This window comes from Marinobacter sp. NSM (assembly GCF_052380025.1).
Classification (GTDB): Bacteria; Pseudomonadota; Gammaproteobacteria; order Pseudomonadales; family Oleiphilaceae; genus Marinobacter.
This window is the reverse complement of sequence record NZ_JBQTCK010000001.1, coordinates 563,188-588,441: the sequence shown is the minus strand read 5'-3', so window position 1 is coordinate 588,441 and position 25,254 is coordinate 563,188. Positions and strand designations below refer to the sequence as shown.

Here is a 25,254-nt window from a genome sequence, read left to right as displayed (position 1 = left end):
TTAATTCTGGCTCAGAAGTTCATCTGTATGCCCAGACCAATACCATCAACCGTCACGTTGCTATCATCGTAGTAGCGCATGTACTCCAGGTTTCCTGACAGATTCTGTGCAAACTTGACGTTCACACCCGCACCGTAAGAAAAGTCAGAGTCGTCATCGGACTGGGGACCAATTTCGGCTTCGATTCTGGTGAAACCAACCACGGCATACGGAGTTACCGGGCTTTGGTTTGCCATGTTAATGGTCGCATATCCACCAAAGAAGTTATCAAGTTTGGCTTTCTGACCGAAAAGGCGGTCATCGTCTACACCAAAACCGGCGCGGGCCTCTATGCCCAGAAATTCGTTGGCCATAACGCCCACTTTGCCGGACAGAGTGCCAACATCAGCGCTGCCGAAGCCGTCAAAGTCCACATCCATAAAGGTATAGTTCAAGCCAGCGTACAAACTGCCCACGCCAGACTTATACATATCCTGTGCAGATGCAGCCCCAGCCATAGCGATGCCTGCAGACGCAACCGATGCGAGTAACAGATTCTTTTTTACGTTCATAACCGGTTCTCCTTGTTCCTTATGGGGAGCTGATGAGTAGCGCTCCTTTTTACAACTTGCATCACCGAGACGCTGTTTGCCATAGCCAGGTTCCGAATTTACGTTGCTTTTACAGGGATTTAATTTGGTGTTAATGGCCCGTGCGTCCGCGTGTTTTCTTGCGGAAGCCCGGTACCGGGGGTATCCTGACGCCGTCTATTTGTCAGCTGGCGCGGGCGCACCTTGAGAAACCTTTACCCTGTCATTTTTATTATCAGCGTCATGTTTATACTTCTCAGTGTTTTCATGACTTTACCGGTTGTACTTCTGGCACTTGCAGGGGAAGACGTACCAAACGCGGTGGCCTTCGCCCAGTCTGCCGGAATAGTATTCCTGCTCGGTGCGGCCGGTGTGTTGTCAATGTATCGGCAACCCAGGGATCTCAAGCCCCGCTACATGTTCGTTCTTACCGTTTCCAGCTGGTTTATCATCGCCCTGCTCTCTTCAATTCCTTTTTACCTCAGCGATAACGGCATTTCCGCGGCGGACGCTTTTTTTGAGGGTACCTCAGGCATAACCACAACGGGTGCCACGGTGCTCAGCGGTCTTGATGATATGGATCGGGATCTGCTGCTTTGGCGGTCCATTCTGCAGTGGATTGGCGGCATCGGTATCATCGGTATGTTCGTTGCGGTGCTTCCGTTTCTGCGTGTTGGTGGGATGCGGCTGTTCGCGACAGAATCGTCTGAATGGACAGACAAAGCCTTGCCGCGCATGAAAACGCTGAGTCGCGGCCTGCTGATTGTTTACCTGGTGTTCTCGGTGGTTGCGGTGGTCACCTACTGGCTGTCCGGCATGAGTCTGTTTGATGCCTTCAACCATGGCCTGACCAGCATTGCCACCGGTGGTTTCTCCACCTCTGATCTCTCGATGGGCAAGTTCAGCGATCTGATCCTGATGGAAGCCACATTGTTCATGATCATTGGCAGTTTGCCGTTCTTTTTATTCGTTCGTGAAATGCATGGGCAACACGGTGTTCTGTTTAAAGATCAGCAAGTTCGACTGTTCCTGACAATTCTCTTTACGGTCCCTGCGCTGCTCACGCTCTACCGCTGGTGGGTGTCGCCGATCCCGTTTGATCCCTTGCATAATTACGTAGCAACGCTGTTCAACGTAACCTCGGTTGTCACCACAACAGGCTACGCATCGGAAGACTACGCCGCCTGGGGGCCGCTGGCCTTTGTGGTGTTCTTCTTTCTGATGTTTGTAGGGGGCTGTTCCGGCTCGACCTCTGGCGGCATGAAGATTTTCCGTTTCCAACTGTCGTTGATCATCCTCCGGGAGCAGCTGATGCGTCTGCTTCACCCGAGAGCGGTCTTCACCCGGAACTACAACGGGCGGGCGGTCAGCGACGAGATTATTTCATCGATGATTGCCTACACCTTCATCTTCCTGTTGTGCCTGTTGATTATCACGGTGCTGCTGGCTTCACTTCAGCTCGATTTCGTGACAGCCCTGTCTGGCGCCCTCACCTCTCTGACCAACGTTGGCCCGGGGCTGGGTGACATTATTGGTCCGTCGGGTAACTTTTCTCCCCTGCCGGATGCCGCCAAGTGGATCCTGTCGGTGGGTATGCTGATGGGCCGGCTGGAAATTCTCAGTGTGGTGATCGTGCTTTCACCCGGGTTCTGGCGCGGCTAACACCCGATTAGCGATACCAGAGCACGTGCTGATCCTCCAACGGGATATGAAGCAGCGGGTGGTGTGGTCGAATCCTTGGAGTGTAATGATCCTCCGGCCGGTCTGGTACCGATACTGAGAACAGGTAGCTGTCTTCAGCGCCGGGCAGGCTTCGTTCAAGCGTCATAGGCTGAACAATGCGCCCACCGTGTTCCGAAGCTTCAGCCACCAGCTCGATCATCACCTGTTCTGGGCTTAGTCCGTCCAGGTACACATCCAGGGTAAACAGCCGTGTGTCGTCTTTCTGTTGGCTGGTGAGTCTTCCAAAGCGCAATCTTGGCCAATGCTGGGCAATTTGTTGCTGACATTGAAGCAATTGTCTGGCGGTTTCAGGGCTCCTCTGATGGCCCTTGGCAATCATCGTGAGGTAGAAAGCATCAACGTACTCCCGAACCATCCGATTGGCGGAATAACTGGCCGTTAACTGGTCCATGCTGGCTCGCACGCGTTGTAACCATCTCGCCGGCAATCCCTCGCCGTTGAGCTGGTAGAACTCGGGTACCACTTGCTTCTCCAGCAACTCGAGGAGCTCGTTTGCGTCGGCTTCGTCATGCTGGTCGGAATGGCTGAGTTCTTCAAAAGTGGCGCCAGGCCGAATGGCCCAGCCCACATTCTCGTTCCATGCTTCCGCCCACCAACCATCGTATTGGGAAAGATTCAGGCCACCATTTACGAGCACTTTCATGCCGCTGGTGCCACAGGCTTCCCACGGGTGCCTCGGGCAATTGAGCCACACATCAACCCCCTGAACAAGCTGGTTGGCCACAGCAAGGTCATAATCCTCAATAAACACCACCCGGCCCTCCGCCTCCGGGCGCCTGGAAAAATCCTTCCAGTGCTTGATCAACGCCTTGCCTGCTGCATCGTGAGGGTGGGCCTTACCCGCCAGGACGATCTGAAGTGGCCGGTCGCGGCAGCATAGTAACGCCAGCAGCCTTTCCGGGTCTTTGAGCAGGAGATCCGGGCGTTTATAGCTGGTAAAACGTCGGGCAAACCCAAGCGTGAGGGTTTCCGGGTCTAGCAGCAGGCCGCACGCGGCCTCGACACTGGAACCAACCTTGTGTTCGCAGTGTTGGCTTCGAAGGCGTTTGCGGAGATAGCTGATCAGCCGTTTGCGCTGGTTCCTGCGCATTTGCCAAAGCTCATCGTCAGTGATGGACTTCAGCGGGCAGGATTGCGTTAGCGGCCGGCGCCACCGCTCCTGGCCGCACGCCCGGGTCCACATAGCATCGGATTCCGGTGAGTCCCAGCTGGGAGTATGCACGCCGTTGGTCACGAACTCAGCCGGGATGTCGTCAGCAGGCCAGCGCCCAAACCAGGGCTGGAAAATTGCCTGAGTAACCTTGCGGTGGATCTGGCTTACACCGTTAAAGCGGCCGCTCATCCCAAGCGCAACGCCAGCCATGTTCAGATCGCGGCTGCCACCGTTGGCGATGTCGATGAGGTTCTGCAGGCAGTTGTTGTTTTCGGAAAGCCAGGGTGAGAGGTAGAGTTCTGCCAATTCCGGCGCAAATCGATCAAAACCGGCGGCCACCGAGGTATGGGTGGTAAACAAGTTGGTGGCGCGGGTTGCCAGTCGGGCCGTGGCAAAATCCGATTGATTTGCCTTCTGCCAGCAATGGGCGCGTTCGATCAACGCCAGTGCACTGTGTCCCTCGTTGATATGGCATACGGCAGGCTTGCGCTGCAACAGCTCCAGCAATCGCCAACCGCCAATACCCAGTACCATTTCCTGCTGAATACGTTTTTCGGGGTCGCCACTATAGAGTTCACTGGTGATGCCCCGGTCACCGGGTTCGTTACGGGGGTCGTTTGCATCCAGCAGCAGTAATTCGCATCGGCCGACCTGGCCTTTCCAGGCCCTTAACCGAACATCCCGTCCCGGGAACGGAACCGTCACCCTTGCCCACTCTCCGCTTGGGTCTCTCACAGGTGCCACCGGCAGCATGGTTGGGTCGTTGTAGGGGTAAAACTCCAGTTGTTCGCCGTCAGCACTCAGGGCCTGGCGAAAATAACCCTGCTGGAACAGCAGGCCGACCGCCATCACCGGCACGCCGAGATCACTGGCAGCTTTGAGGTAATCTCCCGCCAGTACGCCGAGGCCGCCGCTGTACAACGGCAAAGACTCAGACACACCGTATTCCATACAGAACCAGGCAACGCCCTCACCAAGTTGGCCATCGCAGGTATCGGAATACCAGGTATCCGCCGCATTGAGTGCCTGATGGTGACTTATCTGGGCCTGATAAACCTCGAGGAATTCCGGATTCTCCGCCAGAGCCAGTAAATGCTCAGAAGACACGCTGTTGAGCACCAACCATACGTTCTGCGTAGACTCCCAGACATCTTCATCCAGCAATCGCCATAGCTGATCACTGCCATGGTGCCAGCTCCAGCGCAAATCCAGCGCCAGTGGCATAAGCCCCGACAGCTGCGCTGGCAGGGCCCGCATGGTGTAAGCGGCAAGTGTCATGGCCGTGGCTCAGTGTTAGTGCGCTGTATAGCCGCCGTCGATAACCAGTTCGCTGCCAGTGATAAACTTGGACTCATCAGACGCCAGGTAAACGATGCCCCAGGCAATGTCATCGGGCTCACCCATGTGGCCTAATGGATGCAAGGCCGCAGTCGCCTGCCTGGCTTCTTCCGGGTCCATGCCTGTGGTTTTCAGGTGATTCTCAACCATGGGCGTCCAGATGAATCCGGGGTGAATCGAATTGGCGCGAATCCGGTCTGGCGCATATATCATCGCGTCGGTCTTGGTCATCAATCTCACCGCGCCTTTCGACGCATGGTAAGGCGGAATATCTGGGGCGCTTACCAGACCGTATATGGATGAAAGATTGATCAGGCTGCCGCTGCCCGCTTTTTTCATGTGCGGTATCGCGTGCTTCGTGCAGAAGAAAACACCTTTCACATTAACCGCCTGGACCCTGTCCCACTCTTCCTCTGTCAGCTCGTGGGTAGGTTTGTTGGTGCCGGATATACCGGCATTGTTCACCAATACGTCGAGCTTGCCGAATTTATCCGCAACGTTATTGATAGCCTCTTTTACCTGGGCTTCGTCTGCTACATCGCAATGCCAATAGGCCACTTTGTAACCCTTGGCGGCCAGTTCCGTGGCGAGCGCTTCACCCGCCTGGTCAAGAACATCCAGTATGCCAACCGCTGCGCCCTCTTCCACCATACGTTGAACCGCAGCCTTGCCTATTCCAACGGCGCCGCCAGTCACTGCTGCTACCTTGCCTGCCAATCGTGCCATGTTATGCATTCCCTCTTGTCGTTGTTGTGCCTGTTCCCCCGGCATCTCCTCCAAGGCTGAATTCCGCGAGTAAAGACTGGCTCCGCAGCCACTGGACCAACTCTGCTATCACGTTAACCTCGTTATCGGTGCCTTCAAAACCCAAACCAAGCCCGCCGGAAGAACGGCGAATAACGTGCGCATTGAGCACCCGGTGGCAGTCCTGTCCCTGATCCGGAAGTTTGAAGGCCAGTTGAATGGGCTGGTTCAACCGGATGTCGGCGTAATCGGTCGCCACAAACAATCCTCTCCGGGAGGCATCCTGGATTTGCCCGGTGGCTACGGGCATTCCCCTTTTGTACACCAGTATAGGTAATTCACCCTCAATGCGCTGGCTAAGCCGATGCTCCATGATATCCCCCTGCATTTTCTCAACGAAAAGAACCCTTCGATAAACACTCCCGTTGCTTGTATTTAAAACTGGTCAAGGTTTAATCATCTTGATGCTGATCAATTAATAACCGATCGTCAGTTTTAACGTCCGTAGAGGTTGACCATAGACCGCAGGGAATCAGACGGCGCCAGCGATTGATAGTTCTCTGGCAACTGCCAGATCCAGTTATTGGAAGTTGTGCCAGGTGTGTTGAAGCGGGCACTGGAGTCCAGACCGAGAAGATCCTGCATGGGAATCATCACAAGCCCTGAGACAGACCCCAGCGCCGCCTGGATAATCTGCCTTGGAACGTTGTCGTCGGTGAGCCGAAGATACTGATTTACGTGATCCCGGGTACGTTCATCCAGGCTCTGGTACCAGCCCAGGGTGGTGTCATTGTCGTGAGTACCGGTGTACACCAGGTCATGCTCTTTATGGTTATGCAGTAAATGGGGGTTGCTTGCGCTACCGTCAAAACCAAACTGCATGACCGTCATGCCGGGCAAGTTGAACCGCTGCCGAAGTGCCTCGACATCGGCCCCTATGATGCCAAGGTTTTCTGCAACCAGCGGCAGTTCCGGGAGTTGCTCAAAACATGCTGACAGGAAGGCATCGGCCGGGCCCGCCACCCAGTGCCCGTTCACCGGGCGGGCATCTGCCGCAGGAATTTCCCAGAATGCCTGCAGGCCCCGGAAATGATCAATCCTGAGCTGGTCGAACTTCTCCTGCTGGCTGGCCAGCCGGTCTATCCACCAGCGATAACCATCGGCGGCCATGGCTTGCCAGTCATAAAGTGGATTACCCCAGTGCTGACCATCGGGAGAAAAGTAGTCCGGAGGCACGCCGGCAACGACCAGGGGCTGGCCGTGAGCATCCAGTTTGAACATGTTAGGGTGGGCCCAGACATCAGCGCTGTCGTGGGCGACAAAAATGGGGATATCTCCGAACAACAGCACCCCCCGTTCCCGAGCGTAGCGGCGCATTGCCTGCCATTGTAAGTGACAAATAAACTGTTCAAAACAGACCTGTACGATGGCGTTTCCATGCCGGGCTCTGAATTCATCCAAGGCCCATGGTTCCCTGCGCCGCAGCGGCATTGGCCACTCGTACCAGGGAATCCCGCCATGGGCATCCCGGATGGCGATGAACAAGGCAAAGTCATCCAGCCATGACTTGTGGTCGGACAGGAACTGTCGCCAGGTGTCCTGGTTGGTGGTTACCGGCGTTGGGCCGGTGGCCGCTAGAAAACGCCCGGCTGCGATTTCAAGGGCGCGGGCCCTGGCCTCGCGCGCAAGCTCATCGGTACTGAGCAAATCCAGATAAACAAGCTCCGACAGGTCAATAAACTCAGGGTTGCCGGCGTGGGCGGATAACGACTGATAAGGGGATAAATCGGAATGGGTAGGGCCTGTTGGCAGGGTTTGCCAAACCGTTATGCCTGCGTCTGCCAAGTAGTCAATAAAGCACCGGGCCTGTTGCCCAAGCTTGCCGTCATTTCCTGGCAAGGCAGTCGGGTGTAGCAACACACCTGCACGACGACGGGAAAATACCGGTGCCGGTGTCAGTGCTCCAGTCATTCCAGCCCCCCGGCCTCATGCCCCGGGCGCATGGCGCCGCCCCGCGCAGGCTCTCCCCCACCCTGGCTGATTGGCTGGAACAGGCGGGCAGGCGCCGGGTAGCCAATGTTGTCGTAGAGGTTGGCCAAATGCCGGCGATAAAGATGTTCGAAATCCCGAACCACCGGAGCCGGGTTGTAGTCACCAAACCACCAGAACCAATCCGACCCCTCACAAAGGCCAAGTTGGTAGCTGGCCTTTTCTTTCTGTTCGGCCGTCAGGCTGCCATTGTCTATAACACGGTCATAGTGTTGTTTGGCCTCGCAAAGAAGGTCCCAAGCCCGGTTTTTGTCCGGGTCACCAATCCAGGTTGAGAAAGTGCCGTAAATCCAGCTTCCGGCCACAAGGTGCGGCAATGTCACGGGGTCGCACACTGGCTCGCTCATCAGGTTCCGGTAAGTAGTCAGCCGCAGGGTCTTATGGTTTTTCAATACCCGATATAGCTCATCCAGAAAGTAGTAGCCGTTCTCCGGGTAGTACTCCCAGGCGTTCTCGCCGTCGAGAATCACAGAAATAACCGGGCACTCCCCTGCCTTGCGGTTACTGGCAATATTCTCCATGTGGTGGACCAGGTCGCCAACGGCATCTTCCGCATGCCAATCCGCGTAATTGAATCCGATCAGATCCGACAAACCGTCATCGCGGAAAAACACGGTTACCGGTTGTTCCCCGAACAGGAAAGGACGGTGAATAGGAGGCTCCTTGTTCAGCGCCCCCTGTTCTTTAGCCAGGCGAAAGCTGTTGTGACCAACGGAATCTCCACTCGCGGTCCATTGAAACCCGTGTTCACTCAGCAATGCCAGGGTATTCTGGCTTAGGCCACCTTCAGACGCCCAGCAGCCTGCGGCCTGCTCACCAAAGAACCGCTGAAATACCTGCTGCCCCATACGAATGTGCCAGTCTGCTCGGTCCTTGCCGCCGGGATAGGTCGAATGCTCGGGCATACGGATATCCGGCATGGCCTCCCTGGCGGAACCGAAATCCAGTAACAGCGGTACGATAGGGTGAGCCCAGGGACTCATGGCTAACTCAGCCTGGCCAGTTTGCGAAAGGTGGCGGTACCTGGGGCCAAGGCCAGCCATCAGCTCTTCGATGACGTCTAATAACGCTCTCCGGTCTTCCATGGTGAACTGGTGGCTTTTCTCCTGCAGGGTCTGGATCACCGGGTGAGTACGACGCACGGTTTCGCCCATCCACCCCAGGTGGTACCAAACCAGCAGGTCCACCAGTAATTGCGGGGAGATGTATCGCTGGATGTCCGGGCGGGTGCGATAGAAGCGGGCCAGTTCCGACAGCCGTTTATAGGGTGCAAACCGCTTGATGATCCGGTTTTCGTTTGCTCTCAGGCATTTTTCCATCAGCTCAAGAAAGCCAGGGGAGCCGGGCTCGGGCAAGGAGTCAGCCACAAGTGCTGCCAGCACCGGGTCGCTTACAGCCGCACCACTGTGTCGCCAGCGCTCAATTTGAACCAGATAGTCTTCTATCTGTTCCAGCAGAACCGGGGCAAAATTCACCACGGCCCTGGCCTCTGGATGAGCCTCCAGGTGCGCTGCCATATCGACATAGTCCTTGATGCAATGCAGATAGACCCAGGGGAACAGAAATTCGCCCGTGTGCTGGTCCTGATAAACGGGCTGGTGCATATGCCAGCAAAGGACAACGGGGGTACGATGGTCAGAGTCCATGGGGGTAATCCTGCCCGAGCATCTCGGGTGTGATCAGAACAACGCCTTTGGGTGAAACATGAAAACGGTTTTCGTCTGCTTTTCTGTCAAACCCAATGCGGGTGCCATTCGGGATTCTGCATCCTCGATCAATGACGGCTTTGCGGATGTGGCAATGGCGGCCGATATCTACATCCGGAAAGATGACAGCGTCCTCAACCGTGGTGAACGAATGCACACGCACCTGTGAAAACAGCAAGGAGTGGCGAATTCGGGCCCCGGACACTATGCAGCCTCCGGCCACCATGGAATCAACGGCGGTTCCCCGGCGGTCCTCATCGTCAAATATGAACTTGGCCGGCGGTAGCTGCTCCTGGTAGGTCCAGATCGGCCAGTGGGCATCGTAGAGATTCAGTTCGGGGCTCACGTCTATCAGCTCAAGGTTCGCTTGCCAGAGTGAATCGATAGTCCCTACGTCACGCCAATAGGCCGCCTTCTTATTGACAGGATCCCGGAACGGAAAGGCACACACATTAAGACGCCGGATGACCGACGGGATGATGTCTTTTCCGAAATCATGTGAAGAGTCGTTGTTAAGCTTATGATCCTGCAGTAATTCATCAAAAAGGATCCGGGTGCTGAATACGTAGATACCCATGGACGCGAGGGCTTTATCCGGTTGTCCTGGCATGGCCTTCGGTACCGCAGGCTTTTCCTCAAACTCGGTAATCCGTAGTTCATCATCCACCGACATCACGCCGAAGGCCGTAGCGTCTTCGATGGGAACTTCAATACAACCAACGGTAATGTCTGCCTCATTCTCCACATGAGCTGCCAGCATGGTGCCATAGTCCATTTTGTAAACATGGTCCCCGGCCAGGATCAGCACGTACTCCGGTTCATGGCTGCGAATAATATCCAGGTTCTGTAATACCGCGTCTGCGGTGCCCTCGTACCAGGAGGTTTCTATGCGCTGTTGCGCGGGCAGCAATTCCACAAACTCACCGAGCTCCCCGCGCATAAAACCCCAGCCCTGCTGAATGTGGCGAATAAGCGAATGGGCCTTGTATTGGGTAATCACGCCCACCTGGCCAATACCGGAGTTGATGCAATTGGATAACGGGAAGTCAATGATCCTGAACTTGCCACCGAAGGGCACGGCGGGCTTGGCGCGCCACTTGGTGAGATCATGGAGTCGGGAACCGCGCCCTCCGGCAAGAACCAGAGCGAGAGTTTGTCGTGTAAGACGGCTGACGAAGCGCTTCGCAGTATGCATGACACCTTCCCTGAAAACCTTGGCGGCCTTCCTTCCCCGTTTGTTCAGATGAAGGGAGAGTCGACATCAATTTGACACTGATACTAATATTAGAACACTAGCAGAAGATTATGACGTAATATTGTCTTGGGTCATTTTTTGTACAGGCCTAACGGCGTTCAATAACGGTCATTGTCCTGCCATCCTGATCGGGAATCGAAGGTCTATGGAAAGCCCTGCCTTGAGCGAGTTCGATCTCCACCTGTTTGCCGAAGGTCGCCATTGGCACATTTACAATGTGCTGGGTGCCCACCCTCTCAGGGTCAGCGGGAAAGAGGGCGTGCGTTTTGCCGTCTGGGCACCCAACGCCCGGTCAGTCAGTGTGATTGGTGATTTCAACGGCTGGAATTCGGCACAGCACGTGATGCGGGCGAACGAAAGCTCGGGGGTCTGGTCTCTGTTTATACCGGATGTCAGGCCCGGGGCCATATACAAGTTTGCGATCAGCACGACCCGTGGTGAGATCATCAAAACTGACCCTTACGGTCAGGCTTTTGAGCATCGGCCTTCCAATGCCGCCGTGGTCACCGAGCGTGGCCGATACCCCTGGGGCGATGGTGGCTGGCTGGACAAACGAAGCCGTTTTGACTGGCAGCATCGCCCAATCTGTATCTACGAAGTACACCCCGGCTCATGGCGACACCATGGCTCTGGCCGTTGGCTGAGCTATCGTGAGCTGGCCGACCAGCTCGTCCCCTACGTTCTGGAAACCGGTTTCACCCACATCGAGCTGTTACCGATTACCGAGCACCCACTGGATGAGTCCTGGGGTTACCAGACCACAGGCTACTATGCCCCCACCAGCCGCTACGGGAGCCCGGATGATTTGCGTTACCTGATCGACCAGTGCCACCAGAACAATATCGGGGTGATACTGGACTGGGTGCCGGGGCATTTTCCCGACGATGATTACGCCCTCGCCCGTTTCGATGGCACCGCACTTTACGAACATGAAGACCCGCGCCGCGGCCGGCACCAGGATTGGGGTACCCTAATCTACAATTATGGCCGCCACGAAGTCCGTAATTTCCTGATCGGGAGCGCGCTGTTCTGGCTCGACGCCTTTCATCTGGATGGATTACGGGTGGATGCCGTGGCCTCCATGCTGTACCTGAACTATTCCCGTGAAGAAGGCGAATGGCTGCCCAACGATTTTGGCGGCCACGAGAATCTCGAAGCCATCGAATTCCTGAAAGATCTCAACCGGGTGTGCCAAAGCCGCTTCCCGGGCACTTTGATGATGGCTGAAGAATCCACTTCCTGGCCCAGGGTAACCCGGCCGCCGGAAATTGGCGGACTGGGCTTCAACCTGAAGTGGAACATGGGCTGGATGCACGACACCCTGCGTTACTTCCAGCAAGATCCGGTGTACCGACAGTATCACCATGAAAAACTCACGTTCGGCCTTGTTTATGCGTTCTCCGAGAACTTCCTGCTGCCCCTGTCCCATGATGAAGTGGTACACGGCAAGTCCAGCCTGATCCAGAAAATGCCCGGTGATGAATGGCAACAACGGGCCTCGTTACGCCTTTTATTCAGTTACATGTACACCTACCCCGGCGCCAAGTTACTGTTCATGGGTGGTGAGTTTGGCCAGCGCCGTGAATGGAGCGAAAAGCGGGAGCTGGACTGGCACCTGCTTGAACACGACGCGCATCAGGGCATACAAACGCTGGTCAGGGATCTGAACGGTTTGTATCGCCGGGAGCCCGCCCTCCATGGCCGGAACTTCACCGGTGCGGGGTTTGAGTGGATTGATTGCCACGACTCGCCGCAATCGGTGATCAGTTATGTGCGCAAGGGTGGGCAGCAGCAGGAAGTTCTTGTTGTCATCGTCAACTATACTCCCATCCCTCGCCGACATTATCGAATCGGGGTGCCCAGCGGTGGGGCCTGGCAGGAAATCTTCAATTCCGACTCCACTTATTATGGCGGCAGCAACCTGGGCAATCCTCTCCCATTAATCGCCGATGACCAGCCGTGGATGGCACGGCCATTCTCTCTGGAGGTAACCCTGCCTCCCCTGGCGCTGATTATTCTGAGGGCAGCACCATGACCCGCATCCTGTTTGCCACAAGCGAGGTCTACCCGCTGGTGAAAACCGGTGGCCTGGCAGATGTTTCCGCAAGTCTGCCCGAGGCCTTATGCAAGCTTGGTTATGATTGCCAGATACTGTTACCCGGTTATTCCGCTGCCCTGGAAGCCGCCCGAGGGGCAGGTTCGCGCCGCAAAACCCGTTTCCGTTATGGCCAGTATGACGTTGCCTTGTGGCAGACACGTTTACCCGGAACGGCAGTCAGTCTATGGCTGGTGGACTGCCCGGCGCTGTTTGATCGCCCCGGCGACAGCCCCTACCAGAACGATGATGGTGAAGACTGGTGGGATAATGCTCACCGCTTTCATCTTTTTGGCCGAATCGGTGCCATGATGGCTCTGGGGCAGCTCGGGTTGTCCTGGCAACCCGACATTGTGCATTGCAACGATTGGCAGGCAGCGCTGATCCCGGTGTTCCTGGAGAACGCCCAACATCCGCCCAAGAGCGTGTTTACCATTCATAACCTGGCTTATCAGGGACTTTTCAGCCACGAAACCTTTCGGGCCCTGAGTCTGCCAGACTTTCTCTGGCGTATGGAGCTGCTTGAATTCCACGGCCAGCTATCCTTTATAAAAGGCGGCCTGGTGTTCAGTGACGCCATCACCACGGTCAGCCCCGGCTACGCCGAGGAAATCCAGACACCGTGGTTTGGCTACGGACTGGATGGCCTGCTGCGCCATCGTTCCCGTCACCTGCACGGCATTCTCAATGGCATAGACACCCGCGCCTGGGACCCGGAACAGGACCGATGGTTAGACTTTCATTACGGCTCCGGCCACCTGAAAAACAAGGAACAGTGCAAGGCGCGCTTGGCCCAGGAGCTCAAGCTTGAGGCCAGCGGTGCTCCCCTGTTTGGTTTTGTCGGTCGCCTGGTGGAACAAAAAGGCCTCGACTGGCTGTTGGCAGTCACGGTGCCCCTGCTGGAACGCGGCTGCCAGTTTGCCATCCTGGGGTCCGGCCAAAGCCACTACCAGGTGCGGCTGCAGGAGCTGGCACGGGCATGGCCCGGGCAGCTGTCACTGACCCTGGGTTACAACGAGGGCCTGGCGCACCGCATTACCGCCGGCGCGGACCTGTTTCTCATGCCATCACGCTTCGAGCCCTGCGGGCTGAACCAGATGTATAGCCTTCGCTACGGCACCGTACCGGTCGTCCACGGTGTGGGTGGCCTGAACGACACCGTATTCGACCCGTCAGAAGTCACTGCCGACCAAGCTAATGGCTTCGTGTTCCGGGAACCCACACCCGATGCGCTATTCCAGGCGGTGGAGCGTGCCCTACAGGCCCTTGGCAACAGGAAGACATGGCGGCGACTGCAGGAAAACGGAATGAGCGCAGATTATTCCTGGAAACAGCGCGCCAGGGATTACGCAACGCTTTATCAGAACCTGTTAACCGGCAATGGCCGGATACACGATGACTGAGACAGTGCCAGTGGCCGCAAGGAGGTCATGATCATGCACAAGGCAACGGAGTTCCGGCTGGAAGCCCGCCCCCATATTCCGGAGGCTATTGAAGGGCTTGAGGTTCTGGCTAACGATTTGTTCTATAGCTGGGATCACGGGGTACGAAGCCTCTTCGCCCGTATCGATCTTCGATTGTGGCAAAAGGTTGAGCACAACCCGAAACTGTTCCTGCGCCGGGTGTCCCAGACCCGGCTGAATGAGGCATCGGAAGATCGTGCCTTCATGGCGGAATACCGCCGTGTACTGTCCAGTTACGATGCCTACCTCGAATCCGAGCCAGGGGCCGGTGTTCTGGAAGCACTCGACCCAAAGACCAGCCTGGTGGCCTATTTCTGTGCAGAGTTTGGCTTTCATGAGAGCTTTCCGATCTACTCCGGCGGCCTTGGCATTCTGGCCGGCGATCACTGCAAGGCCGCCAGCGATCTGGGTCTGCCGTTCGTGGCCGTTGGGTTGCTGTATCAGCAGGGTTACTTCATCCAGACCATTGATGCCCAGGGTCAGCAAATCGCGCGCTATCAGAGCCATTCCAGTGATGAATTGCCCATTACCCCGGTGGAACGAGGCGGAAAGCAGCTGACGGTGTCCGTGCCCTTCCCTGGCCGCGATGTCCACGCGAAAGTCTGGATGGCACGGGTCGGGCATATTCGCCTGTACCTGCTGGATTCCAACACGCCGGACAACAACGCAGACGACCAGGCGCTGACACTGCAGCTTTACGGTGGCGACTTCAGCACACGCGTAAGTCAGGAGATGCTGCTCGGGATCGGTGGTGTGCGGGTGTTATCTGAACTCGGGATCAAGCCGACAGCCTGGCATATTAACGAAGGCCACGCCGCATTCCAGATTCTTGAACGGTGCCGTATGGCAATGGCGGAAGGTCTGCCATTCAGTGCGGCGTTGGAAGCCGTTGCAGGGTCAACCCTGTTCACCACCCATACACCGGTACCCGCTGGCCACGACATTTTCCCGCAGGATCTGGTCGCCCATCATCTAGGGGCGTATATAGAGGAGTCAGGGCTGGACTTTGCGGAAGTGTTTGCGCTGGGCTCGAAAAATGGCGACGACAGCTTCAACATGACCAGTCTGGGGCTGCGCGGCTCCCGCTTTCACAATGGCGTCAGCCGAATTCACGGCGGGGTGGCCTCGCAGATGGAGGGGGATATCTGGCCCCAGGTACCAGCCAGGGATAACCCGATCCAGTACATCACCAATGGCGTGCATGTACCAACCTTCCTGGCGCCGGAGTGGGCGAGTCTGTTCGACATGCACGCCCCAACCTGGAAGAGCGAATTGCTGAACCCGGACTTCTGGCACTTCATCGACAAGATTCCGGACTATCACTACTGGAGCGTTCACAAAGCGCTTAAACAACAGATGGCCGAGTACACCGTGCGCCGGCTCAAGCGCCAGCACAAACGAAACGGCACCGGGCATTCGGTAACCGAGCGCATGGCCCGGCAGCTGGCCTCGCCCGAGAAAGACGCCCTGGTTATCGGCTTTGCCAGGCGCTTCGCCACCTACAAACGGGCAACCCTGATTTTCTCCGACCTGGCCAGGCTGGAACGGCTGCTGACCAATCCAGATCACCCCGTGGTGCTGGTGTTCGCGGGCAAGGCCCATCCCCAGGACCAACCCGGCCAGCAACTGATCAAAGTCATCCATGGGTTATCCATGCAGCCCTCCCTGATGGGCCACATCATCCTGCTGGAAAACTATGACCAGGCCATGGCCCGACGGCTGCTCAGTGGTGTAGATGTCTGGTTGAATACACCCGAGTACCCGAAAGAGGCCAGCGGTACGTCCGGAGAAAAAGCAGCGCTTAATGGTGCCCTCAACCTCAGTGTTCTGGACGGCTGGTGGGGAGAGGGTTATGACAAAACCAACGGCTGGGCGATTACCCCAAGGGATACCAGGCTGGACCAGGAGTTTCGCAATCGGGAAGAAGCCAGGGACCTGCTCGATCTGCTGGAACAGGACATCATCCCGCTCTACTACAACCGTGCGTCGCAGGGCTACTCCAAGGGTTGGGTAACCCGCTCAAAAGCCTCCATGAAGACCATCACGCCGAGATTCAACGCGCAGCGTATGGTGATGGATTACGTTCGCAACTATTACCAGCCTGCCACAGCGCAAGGTAAACGCCTGACTGCCGATAGCTTTAACCTGGCCACTGAGCTCGCAGAGTGGAAGGCACGAGTCAGAGCCGCCTGGGATGGTGTGTCAATTCACGTTCGGGGTTGCGTGGATGACCAGTGTGCCTGGGATGAATCCGTGGAACTGAGCATTGGCGTTAGCCTGAATGGCCTGGCCCCCAGTGATGTTCGGGTTGAATGTTTGGTGACGCCGGAATGTGCTGGCACCCATGCGGAACCGGGCCCAGACCGCTTTTTCCTGGAGCCGGATGGCGAAAAAGAGGGCCAGACGCTGTTCAAAACCCGGGTACAACCACCCTACCCGGGCCTGCAAACCCTGCGGGTGCGTATGTACCCATACCATGACGCACTCACCCACCCATTGGAGATGGGTGCCATGCTCTGGGCCTGAATCACTCCGCTGGCGACAGCACAGCCTCGCCGATGTCGTTTGCGGCGAGGGCGTTCACCACCGGGTTGGCGTACATATCCAGCAGATACGGGCGAATGGCCGCATCGCAGGCCTCCAGCCGCCGCTCCATTTCTGCCTTGGCGGCTTCCAGGTCTGCCGGTGACCAGGTTTCCGCTGTCACAACACTTTCGCTCACACTACCAGGTGTCTCGTGGGCTTCCGGGTGAACACCCCGCATCTGGTAGGCCACCAGGTTAGACGCATGCAGGTGATAATTGGCATGCATTTCATGATCGATCCGCGACGCCAGGGCCCTCGGGTTATCCTCCGCATCCGCGATTGGCGCGCCGAAATGCACGTGAACATGGCCCTTGTACCCGGTCAGGCCTCTCATGATCTGATTTGTATCTTCGCCTTCTGCTTTCCGGTAATTGCCCGTTCTGGCCCGAACCTCCAGCTCCCGGGCCTTGTCTGCATCACATGGGTCATATTCATAGGCAATGGAAACCGGCACGATGTGCAGCCGGTTCATGGCTTCGTCAAAATCCAGCCCGGATTTCTTTCGGCTCATGTAGAACATCTTGATGATGGCCGGGTCTGTCACATCAATGCCGTCTTTGGCGCGGCCTTCACGCTGGGCAATCCAGATGCTGTGGTTGGTATCGATGCTGTGATTGATGAACCCGGAGAGGGTCAGGTAGGCGTCCCGCATTTCCCTTGGGCTGGTCATGTTACGGCGCACCACGAAACTCTTGTTCAGGCGCATCATTTCCGCGAATACACGGTTTGCCAGCAGGTTGTCACCGATGGCAATGCGGGTGGTGTGAAAGCCATTCTGGAACAGCAAATAGTTCACCACCATCGGATCAAACACGATGTCACGGTGGTTGGAGATAAACAGGTGCGCAGTGTTCTTGCTCAGGTTTTCCAGGCCGCTGTGAGTCAACCTGGATGTGGTGCTTTCAACCAGGTCTCCAACATAGCCCGATAAGCCGGCCTGCAGGTCATCCACCCGGTGGTAATGGCCGAAATTCCGAACCAGCCAGCGCTTCACAAACATTCTCAGCAGGGCCGGCGCCCACTTGGCCGCAACCGGTGATTTGAACCGGCCAACCATGTCCAGGAAATCCGGGTCGTTAACCAGGCGTTGAATCGCGGGGGCGGTTTCTTCATCCGAATAAGGTCGGATCGCGTCAAATTCCTGCATGCATGCCCTGTTGTTTTTCGAAATGGTTAATCACAGTCTCTGAAGGGGCGCCATTGTATCCTTTCTCTTGTCGCTTTGCCTCCATCCCAAAAGGTGTATTGACCACTCCAGCGGCAGTATCTGGTATCATTTCGCCCCGAACTTCACCCGCCCAAAGGCTGACGACCACCATGTATCCGGACCAGGACTTCGAGCAACTGACCCGCGAACCACCCTCCTCTGCAAGCCGCAGCCCGGAGCAGGTACTGCATGAGGTTTTTGGATATGAGAGTTTCCGCCTGCTACAGGGTGAAATCGTTCAGGAAGTTGTGAATGGTGGCGACGCCCTGGTGCTGATGCCCACCGGGGGTGGTAAATCGCTCTGTTATCAGGTGCCCGCGCTGGTCCGCCCCGGCACGGCCATTGTTATCTCGCCCCTGATCGCGCTGATGCAGGATCAGGTGGCCGCGTTGCGGGAACTCGGTGTGAGAGCGGCATTCCTCAACTCCACCATGGATTATGAGCAGGCCCGTGCCACCGAATACGCCCTGATGACCGGTGAACTGGACTTACTCTACTGCGCACCGGAAAGGCTGATACAGCCGCGCACCATCGAATTGCTGCACAACGCGTCGTTATCACTGTTTGCCATTGACGAAGCCCACTGTGTATCCCAGTGGGGCCATGACTTCCGTTCCGACTACCTTCAGTTAAGCATGCTCGCCCGGGAGTTCCCGGGTATCCCGCGGATCGCCCTGACGGCAACGGCGGATGAGCGAACCCGTAAAGAGATTGCCGAGCGCCTGTCTCTGACCAACGCCCGACACTTTGTCAGCGGCTTTGATCGCCCGAATATTCAGTATCGGATCACGCCAAAAACAAATGCAAACAAGCAGTTGTTGGATTTTATTAAAGCAGAACATGAAGGTGATTGCGGGATTGTCTATTGCCTGTCCCGCAACAAAGTAGACGCCACCGCCAGGATGCTGGCGGACAAAGGCTACACCGCCCTGCCTTACCATGCCGGGCTGGATGCCACAGCCCGTGCCCGGCATCAGGAACGGTTCCTGCGCGAAGACGGCGTTATCATTGTGGCGACCATTGCCTTTGGTATGGGTATTGATAAACCAGACGTTCGGTTTGTCGCCCACCTGGATTTACCCAAAAGCCTGGAGGCCTATTATCAGGAAACCGGCCGGGCTGGCCGGGACGGCAAGCCGTCCACCGCCTGGATGGTTTACGGCCTGCAGGATGTTATCAAGCTGAGGCAGATGCTTGAGGCATCGCAGGGAAACGATCAGTTTAAACGGGTGGAGCGCCAGAAGCTCGATGCCATGCTTGGCCTCTGCGAAGTTACCCGCTGCCGCCGCCAGGTACTGTTGCGTTATTTTGGTGATGAACTGGAACAGCCCTGTGGTAATTGCGATACCTGCCTCACGCCCCCTGAGACCTGGGATGGCACCGTGGCCGTGCAAAAGGCGCTGTCCTGCGTGTACCGCACCGGGCAGCGTTTTGGCGTTAACTACCTGATTGACGTACTGCGTGGCTCCGAGAACGAACGCATTCTTCAATCTGGCCACCAGGCCATTTCCACCTATGGTATTGGTACCGAAATCACCGCTAACGAGTGGAAATCGGTATTCCGCCAGCTGGTTGCCAACGGCTACCTGCGGGCAGATCCGGAGGGTTATGGGGCCTTGCAGCTCACGGAGCAGTGTCGCCCGCTGCTGAAGGGTGAACAGTCTATCGAGTTACGCAAAGACCCGGTGGCCAAAAAATCCGCATCGTCCAGATCGGCCGGCAAACGCTCGGGCCCGGCAATACGGGAGCAGATTACCGACCAGGCCGGTTGGGATGCGTTACGGGCCTGCCGGAAGGAACTGGCAGATAAACAGGGTGTGCCGCCTTACGTGATTTTCCACGACACCACCCTGTTCGATATGCTGGAACGCCGCCCGGAAACCCTGGAGCAACTGGCAGAGGTCAGCGGCGTAGGGGCCGCCAAGCTGGAGAAATATGGCGAGATCTTCCTGCAAACCCTACGGGAGATTGCTCAGTCCTGAGGTTTGAACCCCTTCTTGCGCACCCGGTAATGGGCCAGCGAGGTGGCCACGTGGTTACCCTCTCTGTCTTTCAGCTTGCCTTCCAGGGTGAACTTTGCCCGGCCGGTGGCATCGGCGTCCGCCAGAATGGCGGCAACCGCTTCCGGCGCCAGTGAAAACTCGACCGTAACATCCGAATTGGCCGGCTGCAGAAACTCCAGGGTCATTTCCTTGAGAATAGGCGTGTAGGCGGGCCCCAGGTCAAACAGCGACAGCACACCACCCGGAATCTCCGCCACCAGGAAATAGGCACCGGCGTACAGGCTGCCAAAATGGTTCTTGTTGCCCTTGAGTTTTATTTTCGCCCGAACATAACCGGGGCGCATCTCTTCGACACTGAAGCCGTTTCGCGGGGCAAAGGGAATGGCGAGTCCAATCAGGCGGTTAACGGTGGCGTAGCTACCGGTTTTCTTCAGCCATTCAACAGGCTGCAGAAGCGTGGCTTTCGGGTCGCTCGCGGTTACCCACTGGCCAGCGGTGCCGATAAGTGTATCAATGAGTGCCATATTCGGGGCTCCAGAGAATGGGTTTTCGGGATCATTGCAGCCGAACGCGCGTGCTTCAAGAATCTTTTACAGTATTTTTGAAAGTTGTCCGGTTTAAGTAACCGATTCTGTTCTACAGTTAGAGGGCGCGCCACTTAAGGAACAAGGCATTGGTTGCAGGAAATCGTTTTATTCATTGTTATCTACCGGGGTTTCTTCTGGCCCTGTGTCTGTCCTTGCCCGCTCCAGCCGTTTCAGCCGAACCGGATGACCAGCGCACCTTCATTCTCTGGTACCGGAATTACGATAACCCGGCCATCCGGTCACTGGTGGAACTGGCACTGGCCAAAACCACGGAATACGGCGACTTCAAGGTCGTTCGCAGTGAGGAGCTGAGCCAGGGCCGGGTACTTCGAGAGTTGGCCAACAATAATAACCGGCTGGTGGATATTGCCAATGTTGCGACCACCGCTGAACGGGAGGAATTTCTCAATCCAATTCCCTTGCCGGTAGATGGCGGCTTGCTGGGCTTTCGGGTGTGCTTGGTATTGCCTAAGCATCTGCCCCAGTTCGAGGGCATCCAGAATATTGACGATTTGACGTCAAGGAACATCCGGATTGGCCAGGGCTCCCACTGGCCAGACACACCCATTCTGGAGGCCAACGGCTTACATGTGGTTACGCACACCCGCTATGAAATCCTGTTTGGTATGCTGCGCAACGAACGTTTTGAATGCTTTGCCCGTGGCGTTGGTGAAGTATTGTTTGACCTTGAACACAATCGGGCAGACGACCTGATCATCGAACCCAACATTTTGTTCGCCTACCACATGCCATCCTATCTTTTTGTCGCTCCAAACGACCAGGAAGCCGCCCATCGGTTACAGCTGGGAATAGAGCGAGCCATTAAAGATGGCAGTTTTGCCGTTTATTTGAAGCGCTGGTTCGGTCGCGCAGTGACAGAGCTCGGGCTTGAGAAGCGCAAAGTGATTACCCTGGAGAACCCTTACCTCAGCGAGGAATCCATGTATGTGGGGCGGCACACTTTGGAAAACCTGCGCCGCCGGCTCGATTATCTGAGCCAGATTGCCTCACCTGATTGAAACGTTGTAACCCGCTGGCCGTCCATGGCCAGCCTTTTCTATACGCGGAAGCGGGTTACTTTTTCATTCAATGTTCTGCCGATGGTTTCAATGTGCCCGCTGTACACATCGTTTTCACTGGCGGCTTTGGCTGCCTCCTGGCCCTGGTCCGCAATCCGGGTAATGGAGGCATTCAGCTCTTCGGTAACCGAGGTTTGTTCCTCTGAAGCCGTGGCAATCTGAGACGTCATCTGGCTGATGGCCGTGATGGCCTCGGCAATCCGGTTAAGGGATTCCATGGCGTCCTGGGCTTTTTCCATACTGACATTAGACACCGCCGTTGACGCCTTCATCACTTCCACCGCATCGCCGGCGCCTTTCTGCAGACGCTCGATCATGTTATTGATTTCCTCCGTGGAAGACTGGGTTCTCTGGGCCAGGTTGCGTACTTCGTCTGCCACCACCGCAAAGCCACGACCCGCTTCCCCTGCCCTTGCGGCCTCAATGGCGGCGTTCAGTGCCAGCAGGTTGGTCTGTTCTGCTATACCCTGAATAACCTCCAGCACCGTGGTGATGGAAGACACATCCTTACCCAGGGTGTCGATGACTTCAGCCGCTGCGTTAACCTCATTGGAAAGCTTCTGCACCGCATCCCGGGACGCAGTCACCGTCAGCAACGACTCGCGGCTCTCCTGATCGGCATTCTCAGCCGCTTCCGCCGTTTGCTGTGCGTTCTGGGCGATTTCCCCGGCAGCAGCAGACATTTCGTTGATGGCCGTGGCAATCATGTCAATCTCGCTCTGCTGGCTTTCAACGCTCGAACGGCTGGTACTGGAGGTGTTGCGCAAGGCAGTCACATTCTCATCCAGGTCATCACTACCCTCTTTGACTTCCCGGACAACCTGCTGAATGTTCTCCACAAACCGGTTAAAGCTTTGGGCCAGTTCGCCAAACTCGTCCGAAGCGGAATCGTCCAGTCGGCGGGTAAGATCAGCGTCACCCGAAGCAATGCTGGACATCGCGCTGTTCAGGCGGCGCACCGGCACCATCAGCAGTCGTATTCCGAAATACAGCGCCACCAGGGCCACAATCAAACCCACAGCGGCAATGACCAGGCCGCCTACCCGAGCCTCAACAATCGGAGCGTTGATCAGGTCCTCGTTAACAAACGTCACCAGGTACCACTCCACAGCCCGGGCATCGGCTATCGGATGGAAGCTGACACTCCAGCGGGCGCCGTCCATATCAAACTGATGTTGACTGCCATCAAGCGCGGGCCGCTGGCCGATAATGTCCGAAATGTTGTTTCCGACCACCTCTGAGTCCGGGTAGAAGAGCACAGTGCCTTTCTCGTTTACCAGTGCGGCGAACCCGGTATCGGCCAGTGTGATCGTCGACAACATGCGGTCAATTGTGCCAAGCCCGATATCCATGCCCGCAGCTCCCTTGTATAAACCGGACTTGATCGGGGCCATGGCGGAGATAATGGTCGCGCCAGTGCTGGCATCCTGGTAGGGCTCAGTGAATGATGAACGCCCTAACCGCTGGGCTCCCTGGTACCAGGGGCGGGTGCGGGGGTCGTAGTCAGGTGGCAGTGTCGCTTCCACCTCCGGACTCCGCATTAGCATCCGCCCGTCCTCGGTGCCGGCATAGACATCCATAATATTGCCGCCGCGCGTCATTGCTTCCATCAGGGTACGGGCCATATTGTCGGTGCGGATGCCCTCAAGGGCGCTGGCCGTCGCCTCAGCCATATCCAGGCGAGTGTTGAGCCAATCGGAAATACTGGACGTACTCTGCTCTACCGCGTCGGCCATCAGCGCATCGACATATCGATCCGTCGTCGATCTGAGCCTGATATCCGTCGCCACTGTCAACGCAGCCATCAACATGATGATGAGAGCACCTACGGCAACGAGAAGTTTTTGAGAAAATGAGAATTGCAAGGGGAGTCCCTCCGATAAGACTGAGGTTTTTTCGATCAGCTTCTCATCAATTATAGATGTGAATTAATTGACTAACGGCAATTTGAGCGAAGTCTTTAGAACTCTTTGTTAGAATGGAATGACAGGCAACCAAGGCTGCCAAACCAAAGGAGATACACCCGATGGCCCATGAAGAGCTCCACCTGAATCTGCGAAACCTGACGCTTGAAGACTACAGCCAGCTCCAGGAGCTGATGGATGAGGTTTACGACGATATCGGTGGCGCATGGCCAAAGGAAACCATCAAGGCGTTGGTTGAGCAGTTCCCGGACGGTCAGATCTGTATTGAAGACAACGGCCACCTGGTGGCCGTAGCGTTGACCGTATGCGTTAAGTACGAGCGCTTCAGCAACCCCCACGCCTATGACGACCTGATACTCCGTAACGAGAAAATCTGGCATAACGCCAATGGCGATTCACTCTATGGCCTGGATGTATTTATTCATCCCGAGTACCGGGGCTACCGCCTGGGCAGGCGGCTCTATGAAGCCCGCAAGGAACTTTGCCGTTCCATGAACCTGCGGGCTATTCTCGCCGGCGGGCGTATCCCCAATTACTTCAAGTATTCTGAACAGTACACGCCGGAAGAGTACATCCATCGTGTCGACCGCAAAGAGATCTACGATCCGATTCTCACCTTTCAGCTGTCCAACGATTTTCAGGTAACCCGTTTGATGCACAAGTATCTTCCGGAAGATGAAAAGTCCCTGGGTTATGCCACCCTGCTGGAATGGCGGAACATCCTGTACACCCCGCCCTCCTCGGTCCTGAACGTAAAGAAAACCCAGGTTCGCCTGGGCGCCGTGCAATGGCAGATGCGGGAATTCACCTCAGTGGAGGAGGTACTGAAGCAGGTTGAGTACTTCGTAGATGCGTTGTCTGATTACAAGAGTGACTTTGCCCTCTTCCCGGAATTCTTCAACGCCCCACTGATGGGCCTGACCGACCAGATGGACCAGACCCGCGCCATCCGTTTTCTAGCCGGGTTTACCGAGCAGTTCCGCAATGAGATGTCGGAAATGGCGGTCAGTTACAACATCAACATCATCACCGGCTCCATGCCCCTGATCGAGAACGATCGGGTCTATAACGTATCCTACCTGTGTCACCGGGATGGCCGCGTGGACGAGCAACGTAAGATCCACATCACGCCCCATGAACGCCGCGACTGGGTGATTGAAGGCGGCGACAAGTTCCAGGTATTCGATACAGATGCTGGCCGGGTTGCCATTATGATCTGCTACGACATCGAGTTCCCAGAGCTCGGGCGCGTAGCCGCCAGCCAGGATGTGGACATCATCTGTGTACCCTTCTGGACCGACACCAAAAACGGCTACTTGCGGGTTCGCCATTGTGCCCAGGCCCGCGCCATCGAAAACGAGTGTTATGTGGTGATCACTGGCAGTGTCGGCAACCTGCCCAAGGTAGAGAACCTGGACGTCCAATACGCACAATCCTCCGTATTTTCACCGTCTGACTTCGCATTCCCGCACGATGCCGTGATGGCGGAGACCACACCAAACACTGAAATGATCATGTTCTCGGATATGGACCTGGAGAAACTCAAATTGGTACGTAACGAAGGCTCAGTCACCAATCTGAAAGATCGTCGTGTTGATCTGTACGAATTGAAAACCAGATAACGACTGCATCTGGCCCCCTTTGCGGGGGGCGGATGTTGAACTATTCCATGAAAGGGTTACGGTAGACAGCTGATGGCATTGCCAAAATTAAATAGCCCGTCTATTGTTTAATTTATGCTCAAATAATCTG

17 protein-coding genes are annotated in these 25,254 nt (G+C 56.3%); 7 read left to right on the top strand and 10 right to left on the bottom strand.

The window, feature by feature from the left end; genetic code table 11:
* Positions 1–11: 11 nt before the first annotated feature.
* Positions 12–551, bottom strand: a complete 540-nt coding sequence (locus tag ACTZWX_RS02770) for a porin family protein (RefSeq protein WP_444712649.1) — start codon at positions 549–551, stop codon at positions 12–14.
* A gap of 261 nt (positions 552–812) precedes the next feature.
* On the opposite strand from ACTZWX_RS02770, the gene ACTZWX_RS02765 reads away from it, so the two are divergent.
* Positions 813–2,231: a TrkH family potassium uptake protein gene (locus ACTZWX_RS02765; protein WP_444712843.1), complete on the top strand. Its 1,419-nt coding sequence runs from the start codon at positions 813–815 to the stop codon at positions 2,229–2,231.
* A gap of 7 nt (positions 2,232–2,238) precedes the next feature.
* Here the strand turns inward: ACTZWX_RS02765 and glgP (ACTZWX_RS02760) are convergent, their stop codons facing one another.
* The 6 genes from glgP (ACTZWX_RS02760) to glgC all read right to left on the bottom strand — a co-directional run bounded on the left by glgP (ACTZWX_RS02760) (position 2,239) and on the right by glgC (position 10,497).
* Positions 2,239–4,743, bottom strand: coding sequence for an alpha-glucan family phosphorylase (glgP, locus tag ACTZWX_RS02760; protein WP_444712648.1), 2,505 nt, complete (start codon positions 4,741–4,743; stop codon positions 2,239–2,241).
* Between the two features lie 15 nt (positions 4,744–4,758).
* Positions 4,759–5,529 (bottom strand): SDR family NAD(P)-dependent oxidoreductase, encoded by a 771-nt coding sequence (locus tag ACTZWX_RS02755; RefSeq protein ID WP_444712647.1) that lies wholly within the window; start codon positions 5,527–5,529, stop codon positions 4,759–4,761.
* 1 nt (position 5,530) lies between these two features.
* Positions 5,531–5,920: a PilZ domain-containing protein gene (locus tag ACTZWX_RS02750; protein ID WP_444712646.1), complete on the bottom strand. Its 390-nt coding sequence runs from the start codon at positions 5,918–5,920 to the stop codon at positions 5,531–5,533.
* Between the two features lie 122 nt (positions 5,921–6,042).
* Positions 6,043–7,518 (bottom strand): 4-alpha-glucanotransferase, encoded by a 1,476-nt coding sequence (gene malQ, locus ACTZWX_RS02745; RefSeq protein ID WP_444712645.1) that lies wholly within the window; start codon positions 7,516–7,518, stop codon positions 6,043–6,045.
* On the bottom strand, positions 7,515–9,242 hold the full coding sequence (locus tag ACTZWX_RS02740) for a glycoside hydrolase (RefSeq protein ID WP_444712644.1): 1,728 nt from the start codon (positions 9,240–9,242) through the stop codon (positions 7,515–7,517). Before ACTZWX_RS02740 ends, malQ begins: the two co-directional genes overlap by 4 nt.
* Positions 9,232–10,497, bottom strand: a complete 1,266-nt coding sequence (gene glgC, locus ACTZWX_RS02735; RefSeq protein ID WP_444712643.1) for a glucose-1-phosphate adenylyltransferase — start codon at positions 10,495–10,497, stop codon at positions 9,232–9,234. Before glgC ends, ACTZWX_RS02740 begins: the two co-directional genes overlap by 11 nt.
* Positions 10,498–10,702: 205 nt before the next feature.
* Here glgC and glgB point away from each other — a divergent pair, with 205 nt between their 5' ends.
* Genes glgB through glgP (ACTZWX_RS02720) form a run of 3 tightly spaced genes read left to right on the top strand, consistent with a single transcriptional unit; the run spans position 10,703 to position 16,641 of the window.
* Positions 10,703–12,592, top strand: a complete 1,890-nt coding sequence (gene glgB, locus ACTZWX_RS02730; RefSeq protein WP_444712642.1) for a 1,4-alpha-glucan branching protein GlgB — start codon at positions 10,703–10,705, stop codon at positions 12,590–12,592.
* Entirely contained in the window at positions 12,589–14,055 is a 1,467-nt protein-coding gene (glgA, locus tag ACTZWX_RS02725) for a glycogen synthase GlgA (RefSeq protein WP_444712641.1), read from the top strand. Before glgB ends, glgA begins: the two co-directional genes overlap by 4 nt.
* Before the next feature lie 33 nt (positions 14,056–14,088).
* Complete coding sequence (gene glgP, locus ACTZWX_RS02720) at positions 14,089–16,641, top strand: alpha-glucan family phosphorylase (RefSeq protein WP_444712640.1); 2,553 nt, start codon at positions 14,089–14,091, stop codon at positions 16,639–16,641.
* A gap of 1 nt (position 16,642) precedes the next feature.
* On the opposite strand, the gene ACTZWX_RS02715 is transcribed toward glgP (ACTZWX_RS02720), so the two are convergent.
* Positions 16,643–17,848 carry a 1-acyl-sn-glycerol-3-phosphate acyltransferase gene (locus ACTZWX_RS02715; RefSeq protein ID WP_444712639.1) on the bottom strand — a complete coding sequence of 402 codons (1,206 nt, stop codon included), beginning with the start codon at positions 17,846–17,848 and terminating at the stop codon, positions 16,643–16,645.
* A 170-nt stretch (positions 17,849–18,018) separates the two neighbouring features.
* Between ACTZWX_RS02715 and recQ the strand changes: the two genes are divergently transcribed.
* Entirely contained in the window at positions 18,019–19,890 is a 1,872-nt protein-coding gene (recQ, locus tag ACTZWX_RS02710) for a DNA helicase RecQ (RefSeq protein ID WP_444712638.1), read from the top strand.
* On the opposite strand, the gene ACTZWX_RS02705 is transcribed toward recQ, so the two are convergent.
* Complete coding sequence (locus ACTZWX_RS02705) at positions 19,881–20,435, bottom strand: PaaI family thioesterase (protein WP_444712637.1); 555 nt, start codon at positions 20,433–20,435, stop codon at positions 19,881–19,883. The genes recQ and ACTZWX_RS02705 overlap by 10 nt on opposite strands.
* Before the next feature lie 149 nt (positions 20,436–20,584).
* On the opposite strand from ACTZWX_RS02705, the gene ACTZWX_RS02700 reads away from it, so the two are divergent.
* Positions 20,585–21,517, top strand: coding sequence for a hypothetical protein (locus ACTZWX_RS02700; RefSeq protein ID WP_444712636.1), 933 nt, complete (start codon positions 20,585–20,587; stop codon positions 21,515–21,517).
* A 38-nt stretch (positions 21,518–21,555) separates the two neighbouring features.
* Here the strand turns inward: ACTZWX_RS02700 and ACTZWX_RS02695 are convergent, their stop codons facing one another.
* Positions 21,556–23,382, bottom strand: coding sequence for a methyl-accepting chemotaxis protein (locus ACTZWX_RS02695; protein ID WP_444712635.1), 1,827 nt, complete (start codon positions 23,380–23,382; stop codon positions 21,556–21,558).
* A gap of 221 nt (positions 23,383–23,603) precedes the next feature.
* On the opposite strand from ACTZWX_RS02695, the gene ACTZWX_RS02690 reads away from it, so the two are divergent.
* On the top strand, positions 23,604–25,124 hold the full coding sequence (locus tag ACTZWX_RS02690; RefSeq protein ID WP_061332912.1) for a bifunctional GNAT family N-acetyltransferase/carbon-nitrogen hydrolase family protein: 1,521 nt from the start codon (positions 23,604–23,606) through the stop codon (positions 25,122–25,124).
* Positions 25,125–25,254 lie beyond the last annotated feature (130 nt).

What these genes read in the sequence shown, in the direction of transcription:
- ACTZWX_RS02715 (WP_444712639.1), bottom strand. Translation starts at nt 17,848, where the DNA reads ATGCAGGAATTTGACGCGATCCGACCTTATTCGGATGAAGAAACCGCC.
- glgP (WP_444712640.1), top strand. Translation starts at nt 14,089, where the DNA reads ATGCACAAGGCAACGGAGTTCCGGCTGGAAGCCCGCCCCCATATTCCG.
- ACTZWX_RS02690 (WP_061332912.1), top strand. Translation starts at nt 23,604, where the DNA reads ATGGCCCATGAAGAGCTCCACCTGAATCTGCGAAACCTGACGCTTGAA.
- recQ (WP_444712638.1), top strand. Translation starts at nt 18,019, where the DNA reads ATGTATCCGGACCAGGACTTCGAGCAACTGACCCGCGAACCACCCTCC.
- ACTZWX_RS02755 (WP_444712647.1), bottom strand. Translation starts at nt 5,529, where the DNA reads ATGGCACGATTGGCAGGCAAGGTAGCAGCAGTGACTGGCGGCGCCGTT.
- glgP (WP_444712648.1), bottom strand. Translation starts at nt 4,743, where the DNA reads ATGACACTTGCCGCTTACACCATGCGGGCCCTGCCAGCGCAGCTGTCG.
- ACTZWX_RS02705 (WP_444712637.1), bottom strand. Translation starts at nt 20,435, where the DNA reads ATGGCACTCATTGATACACTTATCGGCACCGCTGGCCAGTGGGTAACC.
- ACTZWX_RS02740 (WP_444712644.1), bottom strand. Translation starts at nt 9,242, where the DNA reads ATGGACTCTGACCATCGTACCCCCGTTGTCCTTTGCTGGCATATGCAC.
- ACTZWX_RS02695 (WP_444712635.1), bottom strand. Translation starts at nt 23,382, where the DNA reads ATGGCTGCGTTGACAGTGGCGACGGATATCAGGCTCAGATCGACGACG.
- ACTZWX_RS02770 (WP_444712649.1), bottom strand. Translation starts at nt 551, where the DNA reads ATGAACGTAAAAAAGAATCTGTTACTCGCATCGGTTGCGTCTGCAGGC.
- glgA (WP_444712641.1), top strand. Translation starts at nt 12,589, where the DNA reads ATGACCCGCATCCTGTTTGCCACAAGCGAGGTCTACCCGCTGGTGAAA.
- malQ (WP_444712645.1), bottom strand. Translation starts at nt 7,518, where the DNA reads ATGACTGGAGCACTGACACCGGCACCGGTATTTTCCCGTCGTCGTGCA.
- ACTZWX_RS02750 (WP_444712646.1), bottom strand. Translation starts at nt 5,920, where the DNA reads ATGGAGCATCGGCTTAGCCAGCGCATTGAGGGTGAATTACCTATACTG.
- glgC (WP_444712643.1), bottom strand. Translation starts at nt 10,497, where the DNA reads ATGCATACTGCGAAGCGCTTCGTCAGCCGTCTTACACGACAAACTCTC.
- glgB (WP_444712642.1), top strand. Translation starts at nt 10,703, where the DNA reads ATGGAAAGCCCTGCCTTGAGCGAGTTCGATCTCCACCTGTTTGCCGAA.
- ACTZWX_RS02765 (WP_444712843.1), top strand. Translation starts at nt 813, where the DNA reads ATGTTTATACTTCTCAGTGTTTTCATGACTTTACCGGTTGTACTTCTG.